Below are 19,394 nucleotides of genomic sequence, written 5' to 3'. Positions count from 1 at the left end.
ATCATTCTCTCCCTTTCCTACTTGCATTCGGATATTGCTTTGGAGTTTCTTCCTTTTTCAATACACGAAGCGTCCCTTCACAGAGTGCTTGTAATTCGTTTTCTCCAGGGTAAACCATAACATCTGCAATCCAATTCACCCGCTCCGAGATCATCGCTACAAATTCTTTCCCATATGCTAAACCACCTGTTAGGGCAATAGCATCCACCTTACCATATAATACAGCACTCATTGAACTGATTTCCTTTGCTATTTGGTAGGCCATTGCTTGATAAACAAGTACTGCATCCTGATCCCCTGCTTGAATTCGATTTTCTACGTCTCGAGCATCGTTCGTATCCAAATAGGCAACAAGTCCACCTTGACCAACAAGCTTTCTCATGATTTCATCACGGTAGTACTGTCCCGAAAAACAAAGTGATACGAGATCACCTGCTGGAACAGTACCTGCACGTTCAGGGGAAAATGGACCGTCTCCGTGAAGACCATTATTCACATCAATGACACGTCCTTGTTGATGTGCCCCGACTGTAATCCCACCACCCATGTGACAAACAATAAGATTCAATTGCTCATAAAGGTTACCGAGATCTTTCGCTACATGACGAGCAACCGCCTTTTGATTTAATGCATGAAAAATACTTTTTCTTGGTATTTCTGGTACGCCAGAGAGTCTGGCGATTTGTTCCAATTCATCAACGACAACAGGATCTACGATATATGCCGGAATATTTAAACCACTTGCAATTTCATGTGCAAGAATACCACCAAGGTTCGAGGCATGCTCTCCGTTGTATCCCATTCTTAGATCCTGCAGCATATTGTCATTCACTTCATATGTTCCACCTTCTATTGGTCGTAACAAACCACCACGTCCACACGTAGCGTTCATTTTAGAAAGATTGATCCCTTCCTTATCTAATTCCTCTAAAATAACCGTTTTCCGAAAATCGTATTGGTCAATAATGCGATGAAAAGAAGCAATATCGTCGTTGTTGTGTCGGATTGTCTTCTCAAATATGCATAATTCATCATCAAACACACCAATTTTAGTAGAGGTAGAACCTGGATTTATTACCAATATTCGATACGTTTGTTGTTGCAAAACAATGAACCTCACTCTCTATGTTCGCTACTGTTATCTTCTGCTAATAATGTGGTGCCCATTTAATAAAAATGTACTTCTGGATTGTTGTAATCCCTGGATACGTTCCTCGGCCATCCGGTCTGCAGCTACATAAGTAGGAATGTTGTCTCTTTTAGATATAGCGAACACACGCATTAAATTATCATATATGGTTTCCACTCTTTTCATTGCGCGTTCACTGTCATACCCATTTAGTTCATCTGCTACATTAATGACTCCGCCAGCATTGATCACATAATCAGGAGCATAAACAATTCCTTTTTCATGCAAAATGTCTCCATGTCTTGTTTCTTTAAGCTGATTGTTTGCGGCACCAGCCACAATCGTTGCTTTCAATTGAGGAATCGTTTCATCATTAATTGTTGCACCTAACGCACAAGGTGCATAAATATCACAATAAACGCTATAAATCTCATCTGGTTCTACAGCCTTTGCACCATAATTTTCGACTGCACGCTGTACGGCTTCCTTGTTTATATCTGTGACGATTAAGTTTGCGCCCTCTTTATATAGATATTCACACAGTTTATAAGCTACATTGCCAACACCTTGGACGGCAACCGTTCTTCCTTCTAATGAATCAACGCCATATGCTTGTTTTGCAGCTGCCTTCATTCCCTTATATACGCCATACGCTGTAACTGGAGAGGGGTTTCCCGAAGAACCAAAGGCTGGGGAAATACCTGTTACAAAATCCGTCTCTTCATGAATCGTATCCATATCGTTTACGGTTGTTCCGACATCCTCTGCAGTAATATATCTGCCGTTGAGACTTTGGATATACCTGCCAAAGGCACGAAACATTGCTTCGTTTTTATCTTTTTTAGGGTCTCCAATAATAACCGTTTTTCCACCGCCAAGGTTAAGTCCAGCCGCCGCATTTTTGTAGGTCATTCCTTTTGCAAGTCTTAGTGCGTCAATGATGGCGTCTTCTTCTGAGGCATATGTCCACATCCTTGTTCCACCTAATGCAGGTCCTAACGTTGTGTCGTGAATCGCAATAATTGCTTTTAAGCCTGAAGCCTTGTCTTGACAAAAAACAAGTTGTTCATAATCGTACGTTTCCATATATTTAAACATTTCCATGTCGTTACCTCCTAATGGTTAGATGACAAAAGAGCCAAAGCGATCGAATATAGCTTATTTTCCGCTGAATCAGATCTAGATGTTAATACGATTGGTATGTTTGCACCATAAATAATCGAAGCTACCTTCGCATGAGCAAAATAAACAAAGGACTTATATAATGCATTACCAACTTCAATTGTTGGTACCAATAAAATATCGGCATCACCAGCGACTTCTGAGCTTATTCGTTTTTCAACTGCTGATTCCTTGTTTACTGCATTGTCAAAGGCTAACGGGCCATCAACAATACAATCTGTGATTTGATTTCGTCGTTGCATTTGTGTTAAAGATGCCCCATCCATGGTTGCTTGCATAGAAGGATTAACATGTTCAACAGCTGCAATTGGCGCAACTTTCGGCAAATGGATGCCAACACGATTTGCTACTTGAACAGCATTATGAATAATTTGTGCTTTTTCCTTCAGAGAAGGTGCAATATTCATTCCAGCATCTGTTAAAAAAATAAGCTTTTCTCGATCTGGAATTTCAAATAAGGCTACTTGTGATAGGATATTATCTGATCTTATACCAACATTCTTATCCAAAACGGCAGTTAATAACTCTTTAGTAGAAATATCTCCTTTCATCAGTACATCTACTTCGTCACTAGCTACTACTTTCATCGTTTCGTATGGAACGTTACGATCATCTTGAACATGCACGATTGTGATGTTATTTTGATCCACATTTAAGTGAATGTTTGCCGCAATCATTTTTATTTTTTCCTGATCACCAAATAAAATAAAGGAGCACAAATGAAAATCTAACGCATTTTGAATTGCTTGTAACACTCCTTTGTTAGCTGCTTGAGCAACAGCGATTGTTTTCTTTTTGGATATATCTATTTCTCGTAATAATTCGGATAGCTGTTCCATGATCTGCCTCCAACATTTTTGATCCTCCACAAATTAATGATGCAAAAATCGTGCCAATACCTATTTAATGAAAGCGCTTCATTGTGTTCAACCAACACCTGCACATTTTAGCAATCATGCAAATTATTGCATGCCATCTTTATCAATTTTGTATTTATCCATTTTATAATACAGGTTTCGAATCGAAATACCTAAGGCGATCGCCGTTTTCGTTTTATTATAACCATTTGCCTCAAATGCATCTGTTATGACTTGTTTTTCAAAAACTTCAACGGACTCCTGTAACGAAAGTTCCCCTTCCCAATGAAAACTTCCTGATATTTCTTGTCCATCATCGTGTTCCATTTTGGACAGAGAAGGGATGTGGCGGCGTTGAATCATTTCTTCATTTACTTCAATATAAATCATAGCTCGTCCTAGCACATTTTCTAATTCTCTTACATTTCCAGGCCAATGATAGCTCTTTAAATAGGAAATTGCTTGGCTACTAATGGACGTAACATTTCGACCATAGTCCTGATTAATTTTTTGGATTAAATGATTCGTAAGTTCCTCTAAATCGCCAATCCGTTCTCTTAGTGCTGGGATAAAAATGGGTAAACGATTTAAACGGTAATATAAATCTTCTCGAAAATCTCCATTCATGATCGCTTTTTCAAGATTTACATTTGTAGCGGTGATGATACGAACATCAATCGTTACAGGCTTGGTTCCGCCTACTCGTACAATTTCATTTTCTTGCAACACACGTAAAAGCTTAGCTTGCATATGTAAAGACAACTCACCAATTTCATCTAAAAAAATACTGCCATTGTTCGCTTCTTCAAACAAGCCTTTTTTACCACCTCGTTTTGCTCCTGAAAAGGCACCCTCCTCATATCCAAAAAGTTCGCTTTCCAGAATGGACTCTGCAATCGCGGCACAGTTTACCCTGATAAACTTGTTATGTCGGCGCCCACTTTCGTTATGAATAGCATGGGCAAATAGTTCCTTACCAGTACCTGATTCCCCACGTAATAGTACAGTTGCTGGTGTTCTAGCACCAACTTTTGCCTGTTCCAATGCTAATGTCATTTCATTCGAATCTCCAATAATGTCATCAAAGGTGTATTTTGCTTCTAGATTTCGAATAATTTGGCGAGCGCGTTTTAATTCACTTGTCAGCTCGCGTATTTCTGTTACGTCATGCAAAACACCGACGCTTCCCTTTAGCTTTCCATCTACAATTACTGGAGCCACATTAACGAGTACATCTTTTTTGGTTGGACCAACCTTCATTCGGACTCCGCGAACGCCTCTTCTCGTTTGCAATACTTTCATGTGCATACTTTCACCTTCAGAAATGTCTACAGTTGCTGGTTTTCCAACTATTTCTTTTTCTGTTAATCCAGTTATCCGTGTGTATGCAGGATTTACCATAATTCCAATTCCGTTTTCATCAACCACACTAATTGCTTCATCTGACGAATGAATGATTGCTTCTAGCATTGTCTTAACGTCTTTTAAATCCGTTAATTCCTCAGCAAGATCAACCACTTCTGTAATATCACGAAAAATAGCAAACGCACCTTTGAGGTTGTCCTTTGCATCAATAATAGGAATTCTAGTTGTAATGATCTTTCTTCCGTTTTCTAGTGTGAGTTTTTGATTTACTTCCTTTCTTCTTGTCCTTAATGTGTGTGGTAGCCGCGTATGTGAAATAATTTCTTCAATCGGTCGAAAGAGAAATTGATCCTGCGGTATGCCCACAATACGCTCAGCACTTCTATTAACAAACACCACGTCTTCCTGGTCGTTTATAACGATCATGCCCTCATGGATATGATTGAGGATTAACTCGCGGTTTGCTGCTTGCTGCTTCATTTCATGTAATAACGTTTCTTTTTCCTCTAGTAATTCTGCTGTTATTGTAGCAACTGAGCCAGGGATCACAACGGTTTTTCTGCTTCGTTCCTGAAGAATTTGCTCTAAAACTTCTTCACTCCCTGTTGCTTCTATTACGATGTCAATTCCTTCTCTTATCCAGTCTCTCCATTTATGGGCGGTTGTTATGCTATGTTGAGCGGCTAACTGCAACCCTGGGGCATCCTGCTTTATATCCACGATCGCCACTATTTCCATTCGATTTGTCTCTAGCAACAATTTTAATAAGGCAGTTCCACCCTTTCCAGCACCAATGATTAATACTCGTTTCAATCGCTCATCACATCCTGCAATTTTTTGCGTACTTTTATCGTAAACGATTGTGCATAATATGGCAAGAGTGGAATGGTTTTCAGAATCCTACTGCTTTGCTATACTAAAAATGCGTGTTCAAAGTGAGAGGAGTTTAAAATGGGTAGATTGATGGCACTTTTAATACTAGTTATTCCTGGTATTTTGGCAACGATTGGAATAAAAATAATGAGGGATGCCCTTTTTGGGGTTTTTTATCCTATTTTCTTTTATTTAGGTATACAGTTTTTCCTCGGACTTATATTTTTCCTTGGAGGATTAAGTTTCATTGCAGGCTTTATTTTTTATCGTGATAAAAAAAGAAATCTCACAAAGGGGAAGGGACGCTCTAAAAAAAAACGATGAGGATGCCCGTAAAAAGGCACCCTCATTTTTTTCATTGATTAAAAAACATGTCGTATAATGATCTTACTGCTGGCTCTAGATTGGAAGATTTCACACCAAACATAACCGATACTTCGGACGAACCTTGATTAATCATTTCAATATTTATATTGGCATTTGCAAATGCGGCAGTTGCATTTTTTGCAACACCAACGGCACTATTCATTCCTTCTCCAACAATCATGATCATAGCTAAGTCTCGTTCGATTGAAATGGTATCAGCTTTGAGTTCTTCTTTGATCCGACTCATAATTCGTTCTTCTTTTTCAGGTGTTAATTGGCTTTCTCTTAAAATGACTGTCATATCATCAATCCCAGACGGAGCGTGTTCAAATGAGATATGTTCATCCTCAAGAATATTTAATAAACGACGACCAAACCCTATTTCACGGTTCATTAAATACTTACTAATATACAAACTAATGAAACCTGTATCACTAGCAATACCTACTACTGGGTTACCATTAAGCTTTCTTTCAGACACAATCATTGTGCCACTTGCAGAAGGATTATTCGTATTTTTTATACAAACAGGGATTTTCGCCTTAAATGCAGGAATAAGAGCTTCGTCATGAAAAACTGAAAATCCAGCATAGGATAACTCCCGCATCTCTCTATAAGTAAGCGTAGTAATTTCTTTTGGCTGTTTGACGATCGTTGGATTGACACAGAAAACAGAATCAACATCCGTGAAATTTTCATATAAATCCGCTTTTACTCCAGCGGCAACAATTGATCCAGTAATGTCTGAACCACCACGCGGGAAGGTCATTAACGTACCTTGTTTTGTGTAACCAAAAAATCCAGGAATCACCAATATTTCATCCCTATTTCTTAGTTGATATAATTTTTCAAAGCTTTCTTCTAATATTTGAGCATTTCCTGGTTGGTCGCTTACAAAAATTCCAGCATCCCTCGGGTTTATGTAGGTTGCATTCGTACCAGTTGATGCCAAATAAGCTCCAAAAACCTTGGCTAAGGAATCTTCCCCAATCGCCTTTAAGGCATCCATTTTTAGTTCATTTGCTTGATCGGATGCTACCACACTCGCTATATCATCCTGAATCACACGTAATAACATGTCATCCAGACCTAGCGCTGTAGTAATATCTGAAAAACGGTTTACAATTTTGTTCATCGCATTTTGATAATCTTTACCATCCAAAAAAGCTTCTCCAAGTTCAATCAAAAGGTCTGTTACCTTTTCATCTTCTTTAAATCGCTTTCCAGGCGCAGACACAACTACGATTTTTCTTTCCTTGTCTGCTTTGATAATATTTGCCACTTTCTCCAATTGCTCTGCACTCGCAACGGAACTTCCACCAAACTTTACTACTTTCATTCATCTCTCTCCATTATCTTTTTTTATAATTGTACGGATCTCGAATAGTTAAAATATTAACACAGTTCGTTGTAAATTGGCTAGTTAAAAGAGTGTAAATCAAACTTATCTCAAACAAAAAAACCTTTGACCTATTTAGAGTCAAAGGTTTTTTATTGTTACTTTTCTATGAACATTTGGGTCCAATTGTTCCCTTTTTTTGCATAGCCTACTCCAATATGTGTGAATTTTTTATTTAAAATATTTTTTCTATGACCGCTACTTCCCATCCATGCTTTGACAACTTCTTTAGGGGTTTTCTGCCCTTGGGCAAGGTTTTCTGCTGCGCTTTGATACTTAATTCCAAAATTACGCATCATCTTGAACGGTGAGCCGTACGTGGGACTGGTATGGGAAAAGTACCCTTTATTTGCTATGTCCTCTGATTTGTACCTTGCAACTCGTGACAATTCCCAATCTGGTTTTAAAGCAGGTAGACCATATTTAGCACGCTCTTGATTTGTTAATTGTATTACCTTGTGTTCAATGCTCTTCAATTCGCTAATGGTAGGTATCGTTAATTTTTGGTCGGGATAGATGAGATCAGGATTCTCTATTTGTGGATTTGCCTCAATAATTTCGGTAACCCCGATCTTAAACCTTTCAGCAATTTTCCACATACTATCTCCTGACCTCACAGTGTAAGATGATTCTGCTGACACAACAAAAGGGAACAACCATAAAACAAATATCAATACAATTAATGTTTTCTTCAAGTTACCTTCCTCCTTCTGTTTTACATTCCCACAAAAGGAGTTTATTTATTCACTTTTCTTCGTAGTTGTTAACGTATGTATTCTTTCATACACTCCGTTAAGGTAAGGTTTCATCGTTTCAACTTGCTCGGTGCTCGAGTCTAAGTCGGTCAGCAACCATTGCTATAAATTCACTGTTGGTTGGCTTTGCCTTTGAAATACTAACGGTATAACCAAATAAAGAGGAGATGGATTCCATATTCCCTCTACTCCATGCCACTTCGATCGCATGACGAATAGCACGTTCAACTCTAGAAGCAGTTGTATTATACTTTTTGGCTATGTCAGGATAGAGCACCTTTGTAATAGAGCCTAACAATTCGATATCATTATAAACCATTGTAATTGCCTCTCTGAGGTACATATAACCTTTGATATGTGCTGGCACCCCAATCTCATGAATAATGTTCGTAATGTTCGCTTCAAGGTCTTGCGCTTTATTTTCCTTTTTTTGTTTTGGACGAGAAGAAAAATTTCCGTCAAATGAAGGTGGAGTTAACCCACTAACCTGCCTGATTTGTTCGGCCAAGTTTTCTAAATCAAATGGCTTAAGAATGAAATAAGCTGCACCTAAATCAACGGCTTTTTTTGTAACTTCCTCCTGTCCAAATGCAGTAAGCATAATTACATTTGGAAGTTTTTCCTTTTTCAATTCTTTTAACTTTCCAAGAACAGCTAAGCCGTCTACATGAGGCATAATAATATCGAGAATTAAAACATCTGGATCTAATGAATCAAGCATTTCTAAACATTCTTTACCGTTGTAGGCAGTGCCGACGACCTCAATATCTGTTTGATCATCGAAGTATTCACCCATCATGTTAATCAATTCTCTGTTATCATCGACCAAAAACACCTTAATTTTTTCCAATTTTCTTCCTCCTTAACCTTTATCCTCCTATAATTCCATGTAACAGATTCGACACAACTTCGAAAATTCCTTCTTTTATTGAAAAATCATTGATTTTTTTTGCGTTTTCTTTAATTTACTCAAATTATCTTCCGTTTTCGATAGATTACGACAAAAAACATAAGTGTTTGTCGAAAAATCTTTATTTTTAATTATAACATACTTCACAATTATCTAAAATATTAAAATAGAAATAAGAAGCGCCATGCGCTTCTTATTTCTATTTTAAATGCGTTTAATACTAGCTCGCTTCTTTTTTGCCCTTCTTATAAATGTCAATACCTGCTTCCTGCAACATCCATTCAATATGAACACCGTAGCCACTTGTTGGGTCATTGACAAAAACGTGTGTGACCGCTCCGATCACTTTTCCATTTTGAATGATTGGGCTGCCACTCATTCCTTGTACAATTCCACCCGTTTTATCAAGCAGTTCTTCATCTGTAATCTTTATGATTAAACCTTTTGTGGATGGAAACTTTTGCGGTTCACTTCGTACGACCTCTACATCGAATTCCTGGATCTTTTCTCCTTCTAATACCGTTAATATTTTTGCTGGCCCTTCTTTTACTTGATCCGAAAGTGCTATTGGCATTGGTTTATTATATTTACCATCATTCAATTTCTTGTTAAGTTTCCCAAATATACCAAAAGGTGTATTTTTTGTTATCGAACCTATTTCATTTTCTTTTACAGAAAACTTTGCTTGCTTTTCCCCTGGTTTGCCGCTATTTCCTTTATCGATGGAAGTAACATTAGAACGTACAATGGTACCATTTTTTATTTCTATCGGCTTTTTTGTGTCCATATCCGATATGACGTGCCCAAGTGCTCCATATTTTTTAGAATCGGGGTGGTAAAACGTCATTGTTCCGATACCAGCTGCAGAATCTCGTATATACAAGCCGATTCGATACGTTTCATCACTTGGATCTAAGGTAGGCTTTAATTCCTTTATTACTGTTTTGTTACCTCTCTTTACCTTCACTTTTAGGGGGTTACCACTTTGGCCTGCTTCTTTTATAAAAGGACTAACATCAGCCATTTTTTTCACTTTTTGTCCATTGATTTCTAAAATAATATCGCCAACATTGATTCCTGCTTCCTCACCTGGAGATATTTTTCCATCTTTCGTTTGAACGAGGTGGTGTCCAACAACAAGGACGCCTAGTGTATTTAACTTAACGCCTATCGATTGTCCACCAGGAATTACTTTAAAATCATCAAGAACTTCTACGTTGACTTTTTTTAGTGGTACACCAGCCAATTCATATATAATGTTACTATCTCCAGTTGCAACCGATTGAAAACTTGCTGGACCAAGTGCTTGAATTACCTTATTCTGGTTGTCTTGATTTTTTATCTTTACCTTTTCACCCATAGTTGGAACGCTAATTTGTTCATTGTTTTGGAATGTTGTTAATTCATTCGGGATTGATAAATACGTTTGTATTGGTGTTAAAAATGGAATGAACAGGAAAGTGATTAAGAGCAAAATTCCTATTCCATTGCGCATGTGATTTTTAAAATTCATTGGTTCACTCTCCTCGTTCCTAACCCATACCCTATTTTATTTATTTCTGTATTTATAATTTGACCTTCATCCATCGTTTTTAAACCCAGTAAAGTTGAGAAAAAAGGGGTAAGATTTCCTGCTGCGCCAACTATTTTCCTTTGATCAAGTTATTTAAGAAAAAAAAGAACTTTGCCAGATTTGGCAAAGGTTTATGTTACATGCTGATTGTTTTTAAATTTTTCAGCCAAGTTAATGAGTTCCTTTGCATGCTGTTTGGTTGTCTTAGTTTGTTCTGCGCCGGTAATCATTCTGCTTATTTCGTCACTTCTATCTTCTTTCGATAGTTCTTTAACAATTGTATAGGTACGTTCACCTTCCACCTTCTTTTCAATTAAAAGGTGGGTATCTGCCATGGCTGCAACTTGTGGTAAATGTGAAATACACAACACTTGCGATCCAGATGAAACATCGTATATTTTTTCTGCAATTGATTGTGCAACTCTGCCGCTTACTCCTGTATCTACTTCATCAAAAATAACGCTCGTTACCTTTTGATGTCGAGAAAAAATTTTTTTAAGGGCAAGCATAATTCTTGATAGTTCGCCACCTGAAGCTATTTTATGGAGTTCCTTTAACGGCTCCCCGGGGTTTGTTGTAATTAAAAAGCGTACGATATCCATACCTGAGGCGTGCAATTTACTAATGATAGGGTCTTCGACAGATCCTTCTCTTTTTTTAATACTTACGTCAAATGAGGCTTTTTCAAGGTACAAGTCTTTCAATTCGCGGTATATAGCTGTGGTTAATTCTGCAGCAGCTTCCTTTCTCTTTTCATGTAAGTGCTCTGCCTCCAATAACGTGTCCTTGCCAATTTCGGATACTTCCTGCCCTATGTTTTGAATGTGACTTTCTCGGTTTTTGATTTGATCTATTTCATCTTCAACTTTTGACAGATACTCTAACATATCATTGACAGAAGTACCGTATTTTTTCTTTAACCGATTGATTTCGTTCAGTCTACTTTCCAATTGATTTAGCCGGTTCGGGTTAAAATCTAACTCATCTAATCGATTTCTGATTTGAAACGTCATTTCTTCTACTAAATAGTACTGGTCTGAAAACTGACTTCTAATTTTTTCAATCGTTTCATCAAATTCACTTGCACTTTCAAGCCCTGTCAGTGCTAGTGAAAGCCAATCCAATCCTCTTTGTTCTCCGTACAAAGCATTATACGCATCTTGTAAGCCATTAAATATTTTCTCGAAATTAGCTAACGAATTCCTCTCTTCAGATAGATGATCATCTTCATCTGGTGATAATTCAGCCTGTTGAATTTCTTTCACTTGAAATTCTAATAGGTCTAAACGCTGAGCCATTTCCTGTTCATTTTGATTTAATTGTTTATAACGTTTTTTAAACGATTCCAACTTTTGAAACAAACGAGAGTATTCCTTTTTAATGTGGTCAATCTTGTCTTTATTATACAGATCTAATAGCTCGATATGTCTTTCGGGATCCATCAACGATTGTGTCTCGTGTTGGCTATGAATATCAATAAGCGCCTTTCCAAATTCCTTTAAAATGGCTAACGTAACGAGCTTTCCATTTACACGGCAAATACTCTTTCCGTTTGAGGTGATCGAACGTTGCAGTACTACCATCCCATCATCTTTAATATCAATACCGAATTGGCTGCCTTTCCCATATACCGGATGATCCTTATTTTCAATTGTAAACAGTCCTTCAATGTCTGTTTTTGATTTTCCATGACGGACATATTCAACAGAACCTCTGCCACCAGTTAGAAGCTGGATCGCATCAATGATAATCGATTTTCCTGCACCTGTTTCACCTGTGATAACTGTTAAACCGTTGTGGAACGTAATGGATATTTCATCAATAATAGCAAAGTCTTTTATTGATAATTCAATTAACACGTTTATAGCACCCCATTCTTTCCAGCTCATAGTGCGTGTTCAAACCTCTCATAACATATCTAAAAACTGATCTTTAATTTGTTGTGTATCGTTTTCTGTTCGACAGATAATTAAACATGTGTCATCTCCACAAATTGTTCCTAATATCTCAGTCCACTCAAGGTGATCAATTAGCACTCCGATAGCGTTCGCATTTCCTGGTAACGTTTTCAACACAATAAAATGACTTGCAACATCGATACTAACAAATGCATCCATGATAAGTCGCCTTAATTTTTCAAGTGGGTTAAAGCGTTGATCAGCTGGTAGGCTATATTTATAGCGATCATTGTGAGTTGGTACTTTAACTAGGTGAAGTTCTTTAATGTCACGAGAAACAGTAGCTTGTGTTACGTTATACCCAAGACCTTTAAGACTGTCAACGAGTTCATCCTGCGTCTCAATATCATTGTTCGTAATTAATTCACGTATTTTAATGTGTCGCTGAACCTTGTTCATCGTTTCCCTCCAATCGTATAAAAAGGACTACCAAGTTAAGTAGCCCTAAAATATGTGTTCAATAGATAATGCTAGTCTTATTTGTAGTGGGTTTGATGTGCTTGTTTAACTATGCTACTTATTTCGACATCAACATCTATTTTTCCTTCTTTATCCCCACTCCAAAACAAATGGGCTAAAAATTCAATATTCCCCTCACCTCCTGTAATCGGTGAAAAGGTCAACCCCTTTACAACAAAACCTTTTTCAACAGAAAAATCAAGGATTCGTTCTAACACTTTTGTATGTGTTGCTTGGTCACGTACAATCCCATTTTTTCCAACTGATGCTTTACCAGCTTCAAATTGTGGTTTAATCAGGACCACGACATCACTATTTGGGCATAAAAGCTGTGAAAGCACCGGTATGATTAAGGTTAAAGAAATAAAGGATACATCGACACTAGCGAAGTTTGGTAACCCTTCTGTTAGCATATCGGCAGTAACATACCTGAAATTTGTACGTTCCATGACGACCACTCTTGGATCGCTTCGAAGCTTCCAATCTAATTGATTGTACCCTACATCAACGGCATAGCTACGTTTTACTCCTTTTTGCAGACCACAATCGGTAAATCCTCCTGTTGAGGAGCCGACATCGATCATTATTTTATCCTTTAAATAAAGCTGAAAAATGTCCACTGCTTTTTCTAACTTCAAGCCGCCACGCCCTACATAAGGTATGAGTTTCCCTTTTATTTGAAGAGGAATGTCATGATTTACCTTCATGCCTGGCTTATCTAACCGATGCTGTTCAGAATAAACTAACCCTGCCATAATGGCTCTTTTTGCTTTCTCTCTCGTGTCAATTAAATGTCTGTCAACTAACAATAAGTCTAACCTTTGCTTTTTAACCATTTTTGCTCATACCCTCTTGGGATTAAGTCTTCTACCTGTTTCACTACGTTTTCTTTTGTTAATCCAATTTCGTTTAATAATTCCTTAACAGAGCCATGCTCAATGAATTTGTCAGGTATACCCATTCTTCTAATCGATTGGTTTTGGTACGCATTGGCTTCAGCAAATTCCAAAACAGCACTGCCAAATCCACCTTGTAAGACAGCCTCCTCAATGGTAAGCAATGGAATATTGGCCTTCATGAATTGATGAAGCATATTTTCATCTAATGGTTTGATAAATCTCGCATTCACAACCTTAGCAGAAATACCTTTTGCCGCAAGTTCCTTTCTTGCCTCTAATGCCATCATTAATGTTGTACCAAACGTTAAAATTGCTACATCGGTACCCTCTTGCACAATTTCCCAGCTACCAATTGGGATGGAATGTAATGTCTGATCCATCTCTACTCCAAGCCCGTTTCCTCTTGGGTATCGAACTGCAATTGGTCCGTCATTGTATTCCAAGGCTGTATGAACCATATGTTGACACTCATTTTCGTCCTTTGGCATCATCACTACCATATTCGGCAGATGTCGTAAAAAAGCAATATCAAATACTCCCTGATGTGTCTCACCATCTGCACCGACTAAGCCAGCTCGATCTATTCCAAATGCGACATTTAAATTTTGGCGACAAACATCGTGAACAATCTGATCATACGCTCTCTGAAGAAATGTCGAATAAATAGCGAGAAATGGCTTCATCTCTTGTGTAGCTAGGCCTGCTGACATTGTTGTGGCGTGTTGTTCTGCTATTCCTACGTCGATTAAACGATTCGGAAATTCATTCTGAAACTTTTCTAACTTAGATCCTAAAATCATAGCAGGTGTCACAACGGTAACCCGATCATCTTCCCTGGCTTTTTGTTGTAATGTATCACTTACAACCTGACTCCATGCTGGGGGGGCATTAACAGGTTTAATTTTTTCACCAGATTCTATTTTATATGGGCCAACTCCATGCCACTTATCTTTTATATCCGTTTCTGCGGGACGATACCCCTTCCCTTTTTCAGTTATCACATGGATTAAAACAGGGCCATCTGTTTTCTTTGCATAGGAAAGATTTTCAAATAAATCGTCAAAGTTATGCCCGTCCACTGGTCCGTAATAAGTAAAACCAAATTCCTCAAACAACATGCCTGGTATCATAAAATATTTCATACTGTCTTTAAAACGTTCTGCTGCTTGGGCAAGCTTTCCTCCAACAGCAGGTATTTTTTTCATGAGTAGTTCAAGTTCATCTTTTACCCGGTTATATTTCCCTGCACTTCGCATTCTTCCAAGTGCATTGTGAAGTGCACCAACATTTGCAGCAATTGACATTTCATTATCGTTTAAAATAACAATCAAATTCTTTTTTTCATGTCCAATATGGTTTAAGGCTTCAAGTGCCATACCCCCAGTTAATGCACCATCTCCAATTACTGGGACGATCGAATGATTTTCACCTTTCAAATCTCGAGCGAGCACCATACCCATTGCCGCTGACAGAGAAGTGGAGCTATGGCCGGCTTCCCATACATCATGCTCACTCTCTCGCCTTTTTGGAAAGCCGCATAATCCCTTATATTGTCTAAGCGTATCAAATTGGCTTGTCCTTCCAGTAAGCATTTTGTGAATATATGCTTGATGGCCAACATCCCAGATTAATTTATCCACGGGACTAGAAAATGCTTTATGTAGTGCTAGTGTTAACTCAACTACTCCAAGATTGGCACCCAGGTGTCCACCTGTTGTCGATAGTTTTTTGATAAGAAAATTTCTAATTTCTGAAGCTACGTTTTCTAATTCTTCGTTCGATAAGGCCTTTAAAAACGAAGGATCTTTCATTTTCATAAGATCCATGATGGGAATCCGCCCCTTTATAAAATTCACTTACCCTTTTTATCCTGAGATAAAATTTTGATTTTTAATTTTTCCTCTAGTATAGCCAGTATTTTACCAGCGTAAAAAATAATTTGTGTGGAAGAATGGATGGCAAAATATTTTCCAAGTGCCTTACCTCCAACGGTTAAGGCGGCAACAAGGCTAGTCATCAGAACAGATAAGACAATATAGGTAGCAGAACCCTCGCTGTTCCCAAAAACGTTTGCCAATTGAATGACAACGATTGCGGATGCTGTACCACTTACAATCCCTGATATATCGCCAATTACGTCATTACAAAAACTGGCAACCCTTTCAGCATTTCTGACAATAGCAATAGCTTGCTTCGCTCCTGGAACTTTCTCCGCTGCCATCGCATGAAAGGGTGGTTCATTTGCTGCAGCAGAAGCGGTACCTAGCATGTCAAATATAACACCGATTAAAACAATGATAAAAACAATAACTAAACCAGCAATCCATACAACCTCACCTAAAACTGACGATGAAACAACTGAAAAAATAGCCGCTAACACGAAAGTGATAACGGCAATACTTATACTGAATTTAAGTGATTTCTTTATTTGACTCTTCATTTATTTAATCGTATCCTTTTTTTAAATTAGATTACTTGCTTCTAATTTGTTGTCAACTTTATGTACATGCACTCAAAATATGTAGGAAAGGAATGGTCACGAAACAGGTAAAAATTGCAGCTTAGGTCCAGTAGGTTTTCCCAGTCAAGTACCAAGTGTCACCACTTTGGCGGTTCCCCTTTAAACTTGACTCAGCATCGTTTCCGAATGCTGGACTGGATTACCACTTAGTCCGCACTATAATCCCTGTTCCATGTCCATTTCGAACAGTCTAGGAGGTTTCCTCAACAGCCTTTAACCGTTCCTTAGCCTCTTTTGCAGAGCTGATTTCATACGGTGAAACTACCAGAATAGTGGCCACCTATTCTGGTAACGATAAACGTAATCCCCTCAACTCCACTCAAGGCAGGCTACGCTGCGGGTAGAGATTCCCCATCCCTATTACGCAGGTTCATACCCCATTTCATAGTGCCCCTAGGCTTAGGGTTACACTACAAAGATGGGCCTCCGCGGAAGAAGGGTCTTCGCCCACATGCCTTTGTGGATCGCCCTTCAACCTTAACTCCCAGCACTGACCCAAGGCTGGGCGCCTCAAGCCAGCACAAGGAACTTCATCGATGTGCCCTTTGGCGGATTTTTAGGCCCGCCTTCAGGAACGGAGGACTGACTAGAATACTGCACCATTCCTTCTATATTACTTATATTAACATATTCTTATACATTTCTCAATCTAAAATTTAATGATCACGCTGGTTAAAGTATTCGATTAGTTCTTCTAAAATCGTTGAGTTTACATCGGCCTCTAATAATTTTGATTTTGCGAGTTGAACATAACGTTGCTTTTGTTGAATAGCTCCATCCAATCCAAGTAGACGTGGATACGTGCTTTTTAACTTTTGTTCATCTCCTCCGACCGCTTTTCCGATTTTATTAGGATTACCTGTCACATCTAAAATATCATCCTGGACTTGAAATATGAGTCCTAAGTAATAGGCGAACGTCTCCATTGCTTTGAGTTGTTTTTGGTTGGCATCAGCCATGAATGCGCCTGATCGTATCGCACATTTTAACAATTGACCCGTTTTCAAATGGTGGATCATTTCTAATTCTTCCACAGTAATCATTTTATTTTCAGCTTCCATGTCTAATACTTGACCTGCCACCATTCCCCTTGGACCACTTGCCTCAGCTAATTCCTTCATAAGAAATACTTTATGAGAATCTGTAAGCTGTGAATCTTTGGAAATGATTTCAAAACTATACGTCAGTAATGCATCCCCCGCTAAAATAGCGGTTGCCTCATCAAACATTTTGTGATTTGTCCATTTCCCTCTGCGATAGTCATCATCGTCCATTGCAGGCAAGTCGTCATGAATTAATGAATACGTATGAACCATTTCAAGTGCAACGGAAGCAGACAGCACTTTCTCGTATGTTGAACCAAAGGCCTCACAGGACGCCATCATCAAAATAGGCCGAATTCGCTTACCACCTGCTTCAATCGAATACAACATCGATTTCTTTAATGGATCAGGGATAGCTATCATTGAAATGTAGTTTTTTAATTCCAGGTTGATCACCTGTTGTCTTTCGCTTAGATACAATTCAAAAGGAGCTTGCACGCTATTCTTCCTCCTGGACGATGAATGGTTCAAATGTACCTTGCTCATTCACGATTTGTTCCATTTGTCCCTCAACCTTGGTGAGTTTTTCACTACACAGTTTAGAGAGCTTCATTCCTTCTTGGTAATAGTTGATTGCTTTTTCTAGTGGAACGTCTCCCTCTTCCAGTTTTTCGACGATTTTTTCCAACTGTTGCATGGCCTCTTCAAAAGATAGCTCAGCACTTTTATCATCGTGATCGTTCGTCATATCTCTTCTCCCTCCTCGATCCCCCATACTTGGCAATCTAATGTTCCGTCCTGCAATCGAACCATTATTAAATCGCCTGGTTGCGTTTGTTTTGTTGATTTAATAATTTGCCCATTCTTTTCGGTTGCGATCGCATATCCGCGCTTCATTGTTTCCAGCGGGTTCAACAATGTAAGTTTATCTAACACTTGGTTAAAAGAAGTTTGTTTGTCTATCCATTCTTTACGCATTGCTCGATCGTTTCTTTGGTACAGAAGCTGTAAATGCTGTTTAGCTTGATCTATTTGTCGCTGTGGATGCTGCTGTCCAAAGCGAATTCGGATTTGTCGTAGCCCTTCCTTTTTTTGGTTCAAAAAATACGTCATAATCCGCCCTAGTTTTTCAACACTTTTATCCAGGTCTTGTTCTTTTTGTCTTAATAGCTGCTCTGGATAACGGAAGGCATATGATTTGTTCACTTGAGACAGTCTCCTGGTTTGTTCTAAAACGGTTCCCTTTACTACCATGTGTAAGGATCGGGTAAGCGTATTTACACGGTTTATTAATTCCGTTTGGGAAGGTACTGCTAATTCTGCCGCTCCAGTCGGTGTTGCAGCCCTTACGTCCGCAACAAAATCACTTATCGTATAATCTGTTTCATGTCCAACTGCAGAAATGATCGGAATCTTTGATTTAGCAATCGCTCGAGCAACGGCTTCTTCGTTAAAACACCATAGTTCTTCAATCGAGCCTCCACCCCTACCAACAATGAGGACATCAAACAGATTAAGCTGGTTGGCTTTTTCGATAGCAGCCACAACAGAACTAGCCGCTTTTTCCCCTTGAACCAATACAGGGAAAATACTAACCTTTACCAACGGGTATCTACGTTTAATTGTTGTGAGTATATCCTGAATGGCTGCACCTGTTGGAGATGTCACAACCCCAATATGGCTTGGGTATGATGGAATGGCTTTTTTTTGAAGTGGGTCAAAAAGACCTTCTCGATGTAGCTTTTCCTTTAATTGTTCAAAGGCGAGGTATAATGCCCCAATCCCATCTGGCTCCATTGTCTGAACATAGAGCTGGTATTGTCCTTGGGGTTCATAAATACTTACTTCCCCTTTTACAAGTACATTCATACCGTTTTCGGGTTTGAATTTGATCGTACGGTTATTCCCTGAAAACATGACCGCTTGAATTCTGGAACGATCATCTTTTAATGTAAAATACATATGTCCTCGACTATGGTGGTTAAAGTTAGATATTTCAGCTTTCAACCAAATTTCCTTTAAATGCTTGTCCATTTCGAGTTTTCTTTTTATATACCTTGTTAACGCACTAACGGTTAAATAACGATCTGTTGCCATTCTACTTC

At 38.5% G+C, this 19,394-nt stretch carries 17 protein-coding genes; 1 reads left to right on the top strand and 16 read right to left on the bottom strand.

All coding sequences use genetic code 11. The features are described 5' to 3' along the window. Position 1 precedes the first annotated feature (1 nt). The 4 genes from buk to NC797_RS12550 form a co-directional block, all read right to left on the bottom strand. On the bottom strand, positions 2-1,105 hold the full coding sequence (gene buk, locus NC797_RS12565) for a butyrate kinase (protein WP_272437136.1): 1,104 nt from the start codon (positions 1,103-1,105) through the stop codon (positions 2-4). Between the two features lie 33 nt (positions 1,106-1,138). Next, positions 1,139-2,233 (bottom strand): branched-chain amino acid dehydrogenase, encoded by a 1,095-nt coding sequence (gene bcd, locus NC797_RS12560; protein ID WP_272437135.1) that lies wholly within the window; start codon positions 2,231-2,233, stop codon positions 1,139-1,141. Positions 2,234-2,244: 11 nt separating this feature from the next. Continuing rightward, positions 2,245-3,150, bottom strand: coding sequence for a bifunctional enoyl-CoA hydratase/phosphate acetyltransferase (locus tag NC797_RS12555; RefSeq protein ID WP_272437134.1), 906 nt, complete (start codon positions 3,148-3,150; stop codon positions 2,245-2,247). A gap of 123 nt (positions 3,151-3,273) precedes the next feature. After that, the gene (locus NC797_RS12550; RefSeq protein WP_272437133.1) at positions 3,274-5,346 is read right to left on the bottom strand and encodes a sigma 54-interacting transcriptional regulator; all 2,073 of its coding nucleotides are present in this window, start codon (positions 5,344-5,346) and stop codon (positions 3,274-3,276) included. A gap of 138 nt (positions 5,347-5,484) precedes the next feature. Here NC797_RS12550 and NC797_RS12545 point away from each other — a divergent pair, with 138 nt between their 5' ends. Next, the gene (locus NC797_RS12545; protein ID WP_272437132.1) at positions 5,485-5,730 is read left to right on the top strand and encodes a DUF2627 domain-containing protein; all 246 of its coding nucleotides are present in this window, start codon (positions 5,485-5,487) and stop codon (positions 5,728-5,730) included. A 31-nt stretch (positions 5,731-5,761) separates the two neighbouring features. On the opposite strand, the gene NC797_RS12540 is transcribed toward NC797_RS12545, so the two are convergent. From NC797_RS12540 to xseA, 12 genes are all read right to left on the bottom strand, one after another. Then, a complete protein-coding gene (locus tag NC797_RS12540) occupies positions 5,762-7,111 on the bottom strand; it encodes an aspartate kinase (protein WP_272437131.1) in 1,350 nt (449 codons plus the stop codon). Positions 7,112-7,269: 158 nt separating this feature from the next. Next, on the bottom strand, positions 7,270-7,866 hold the full coding sequence (safA, locus tag NC797_RS12535; RefSeq protein WP_272437130.1) for a SafA/ExsA family spore coat assembly protein: 597 nt from the start codon (positions 7,864-7,866) through the stop codon (positions 7,270-7,272). Between the two features lie 118 nt (positions 7,867-7,984). Beyond that, positions 7,985-8,776, bottom strand: coding sequence for a sporulation transcription factor Spo0A (gene spo0A / locus NC797_RS12530; protein ID WP_272437129.1), 792 nt, complete (start codon positions 8,774-8,776; stop codon positions 7,985-7,987). Between the two features lie 280 nt (positions 8,777-9,056). After that, positions 9,057-10,349 carry a SpoIVB peptidase gene (gene spoIVB / locus NC797_RS12525; RefSeq protein ID WP_272437128.1) on the bottom strand — a complete coding sequence of 431 codons (1,293 nt, stop codon included), beginning with the start codon at positions 10,347-10,349 and terminating at the stop codon, positions 9,057-9,059. Positions 10,350-10,540: 191 nt separating this feature from the next. Then, entirely contained in the window at positions 10,541-12,268 is a 1,728-nt protein-coding gene (recN, locus tag NC797_RS12520) for a DNA repair protein RecN (RefSeq protein WP_272437169.1), read from the bottom strand. 48 nt (positions 12,269-12,316) lie between these two features. After that, positions 12,317-12,766, bottom strand: coding sequence for a transcriptional regulator AhrC/ArgR (ahrC, locus tag NC797_RS12515; RefSeq protein WP_272437127.1), 450 nt, complete (start codon positions 12,764-12,766; stop codon positions 12,317-12,319). Positions 12,767-12,843: 77 nt separating this feature from the next. Further along, on the bottom strand, positions 12,844-13,662 hold the full coding sequence (locus tag NC797_RS12510) for a TlyA family RNA methyltransferase (protein WP_272437126.1): 819 nt from the start codon (positions 13,660-13,662) through the stop codon (positions 12,844-12,846). Beyond that, positions 13,641-15,551, bottom strand: coding sequence for a 1-deoxy-D-xylulose-5-phosphate synthase (gene dxs, locus NC797_RS12505; RefSeq protein WP_272437125.1), 1,911 nt, complete (start codon positions 15,549-15,551; stop codon positions 13,641-13,643). The genes NC797_RS12510 and dxs overlap by 22 nt, the downstream gene beginning before the upstream one ends. Positions 15,552-15,577: 26 nt before the next feature. Next, positions 15,578-16,165 (bottom strand): hypothetical protein, encoded by a 588-nt coding sequence (locus NC797_RS12500; protein ID WP_272437124.1) that lies wholly within the window; start codon positions 16,163-16,165, stop codon positions 15,578-15,580. 737 nt (positions 16,166-16,902) lie between these two features. Further along, positions 16,903-17,787 (bottom strand): polyprenyl synthetase family protein, encoded by an 885-nt coding sequence (locus NC797_RS12495; protein ID WP_334313203.1) that lies wholly within the window; start codon positions 17,785-17,787, stop codon positions 16,903-16,905. A gap of 1 nt (position 17,788) precedes the next feature. Beyond that, on the bottom strand, positions 17,789-18,037 hold the full coding sequence (locus NC797_RS12490; protein WP_272437123.1) for an exodeoxyribonuclease VII small subunit: 249 nt from the start codon (positions 18,035-18,037) through the stop codon (positions 17,789-17,791). After that, positions 18,034-19,386 carry an exodeoxyribonuclease VII large subunit gene (gene xseA, locus NC797_RS12485; protein ID WP_272437122.1) on the bottom strand — a complete coding sequence of 451 codons (1,353 nt, stop codon included), beginning with the start codon at positions 19,384-19,386 and terminating at the stop codon, positions 18,034-18,036. The genes NC797_RS12490 and xseA overlap by 4 nt, the downstream gene beginning before the upstream one ends. Between the last annotated feature and the right edge of the window lie 8 nt (positions 19,387-19,394).

The organism is Terrihalobacillus insolitus, assembly GCF_028416575.1.
GTDB classification, from domain to species: Bacteria; Bacillota; Bacilli; order Bacillales; family Amphibacillaceae; genus Terrihalobacillus; species Terrihalobacillus insolitus.
Note: the sequence above shows the minus strand (reverse complement) of the source record. Positions and strands in the feature narration are given on the sequence as shown.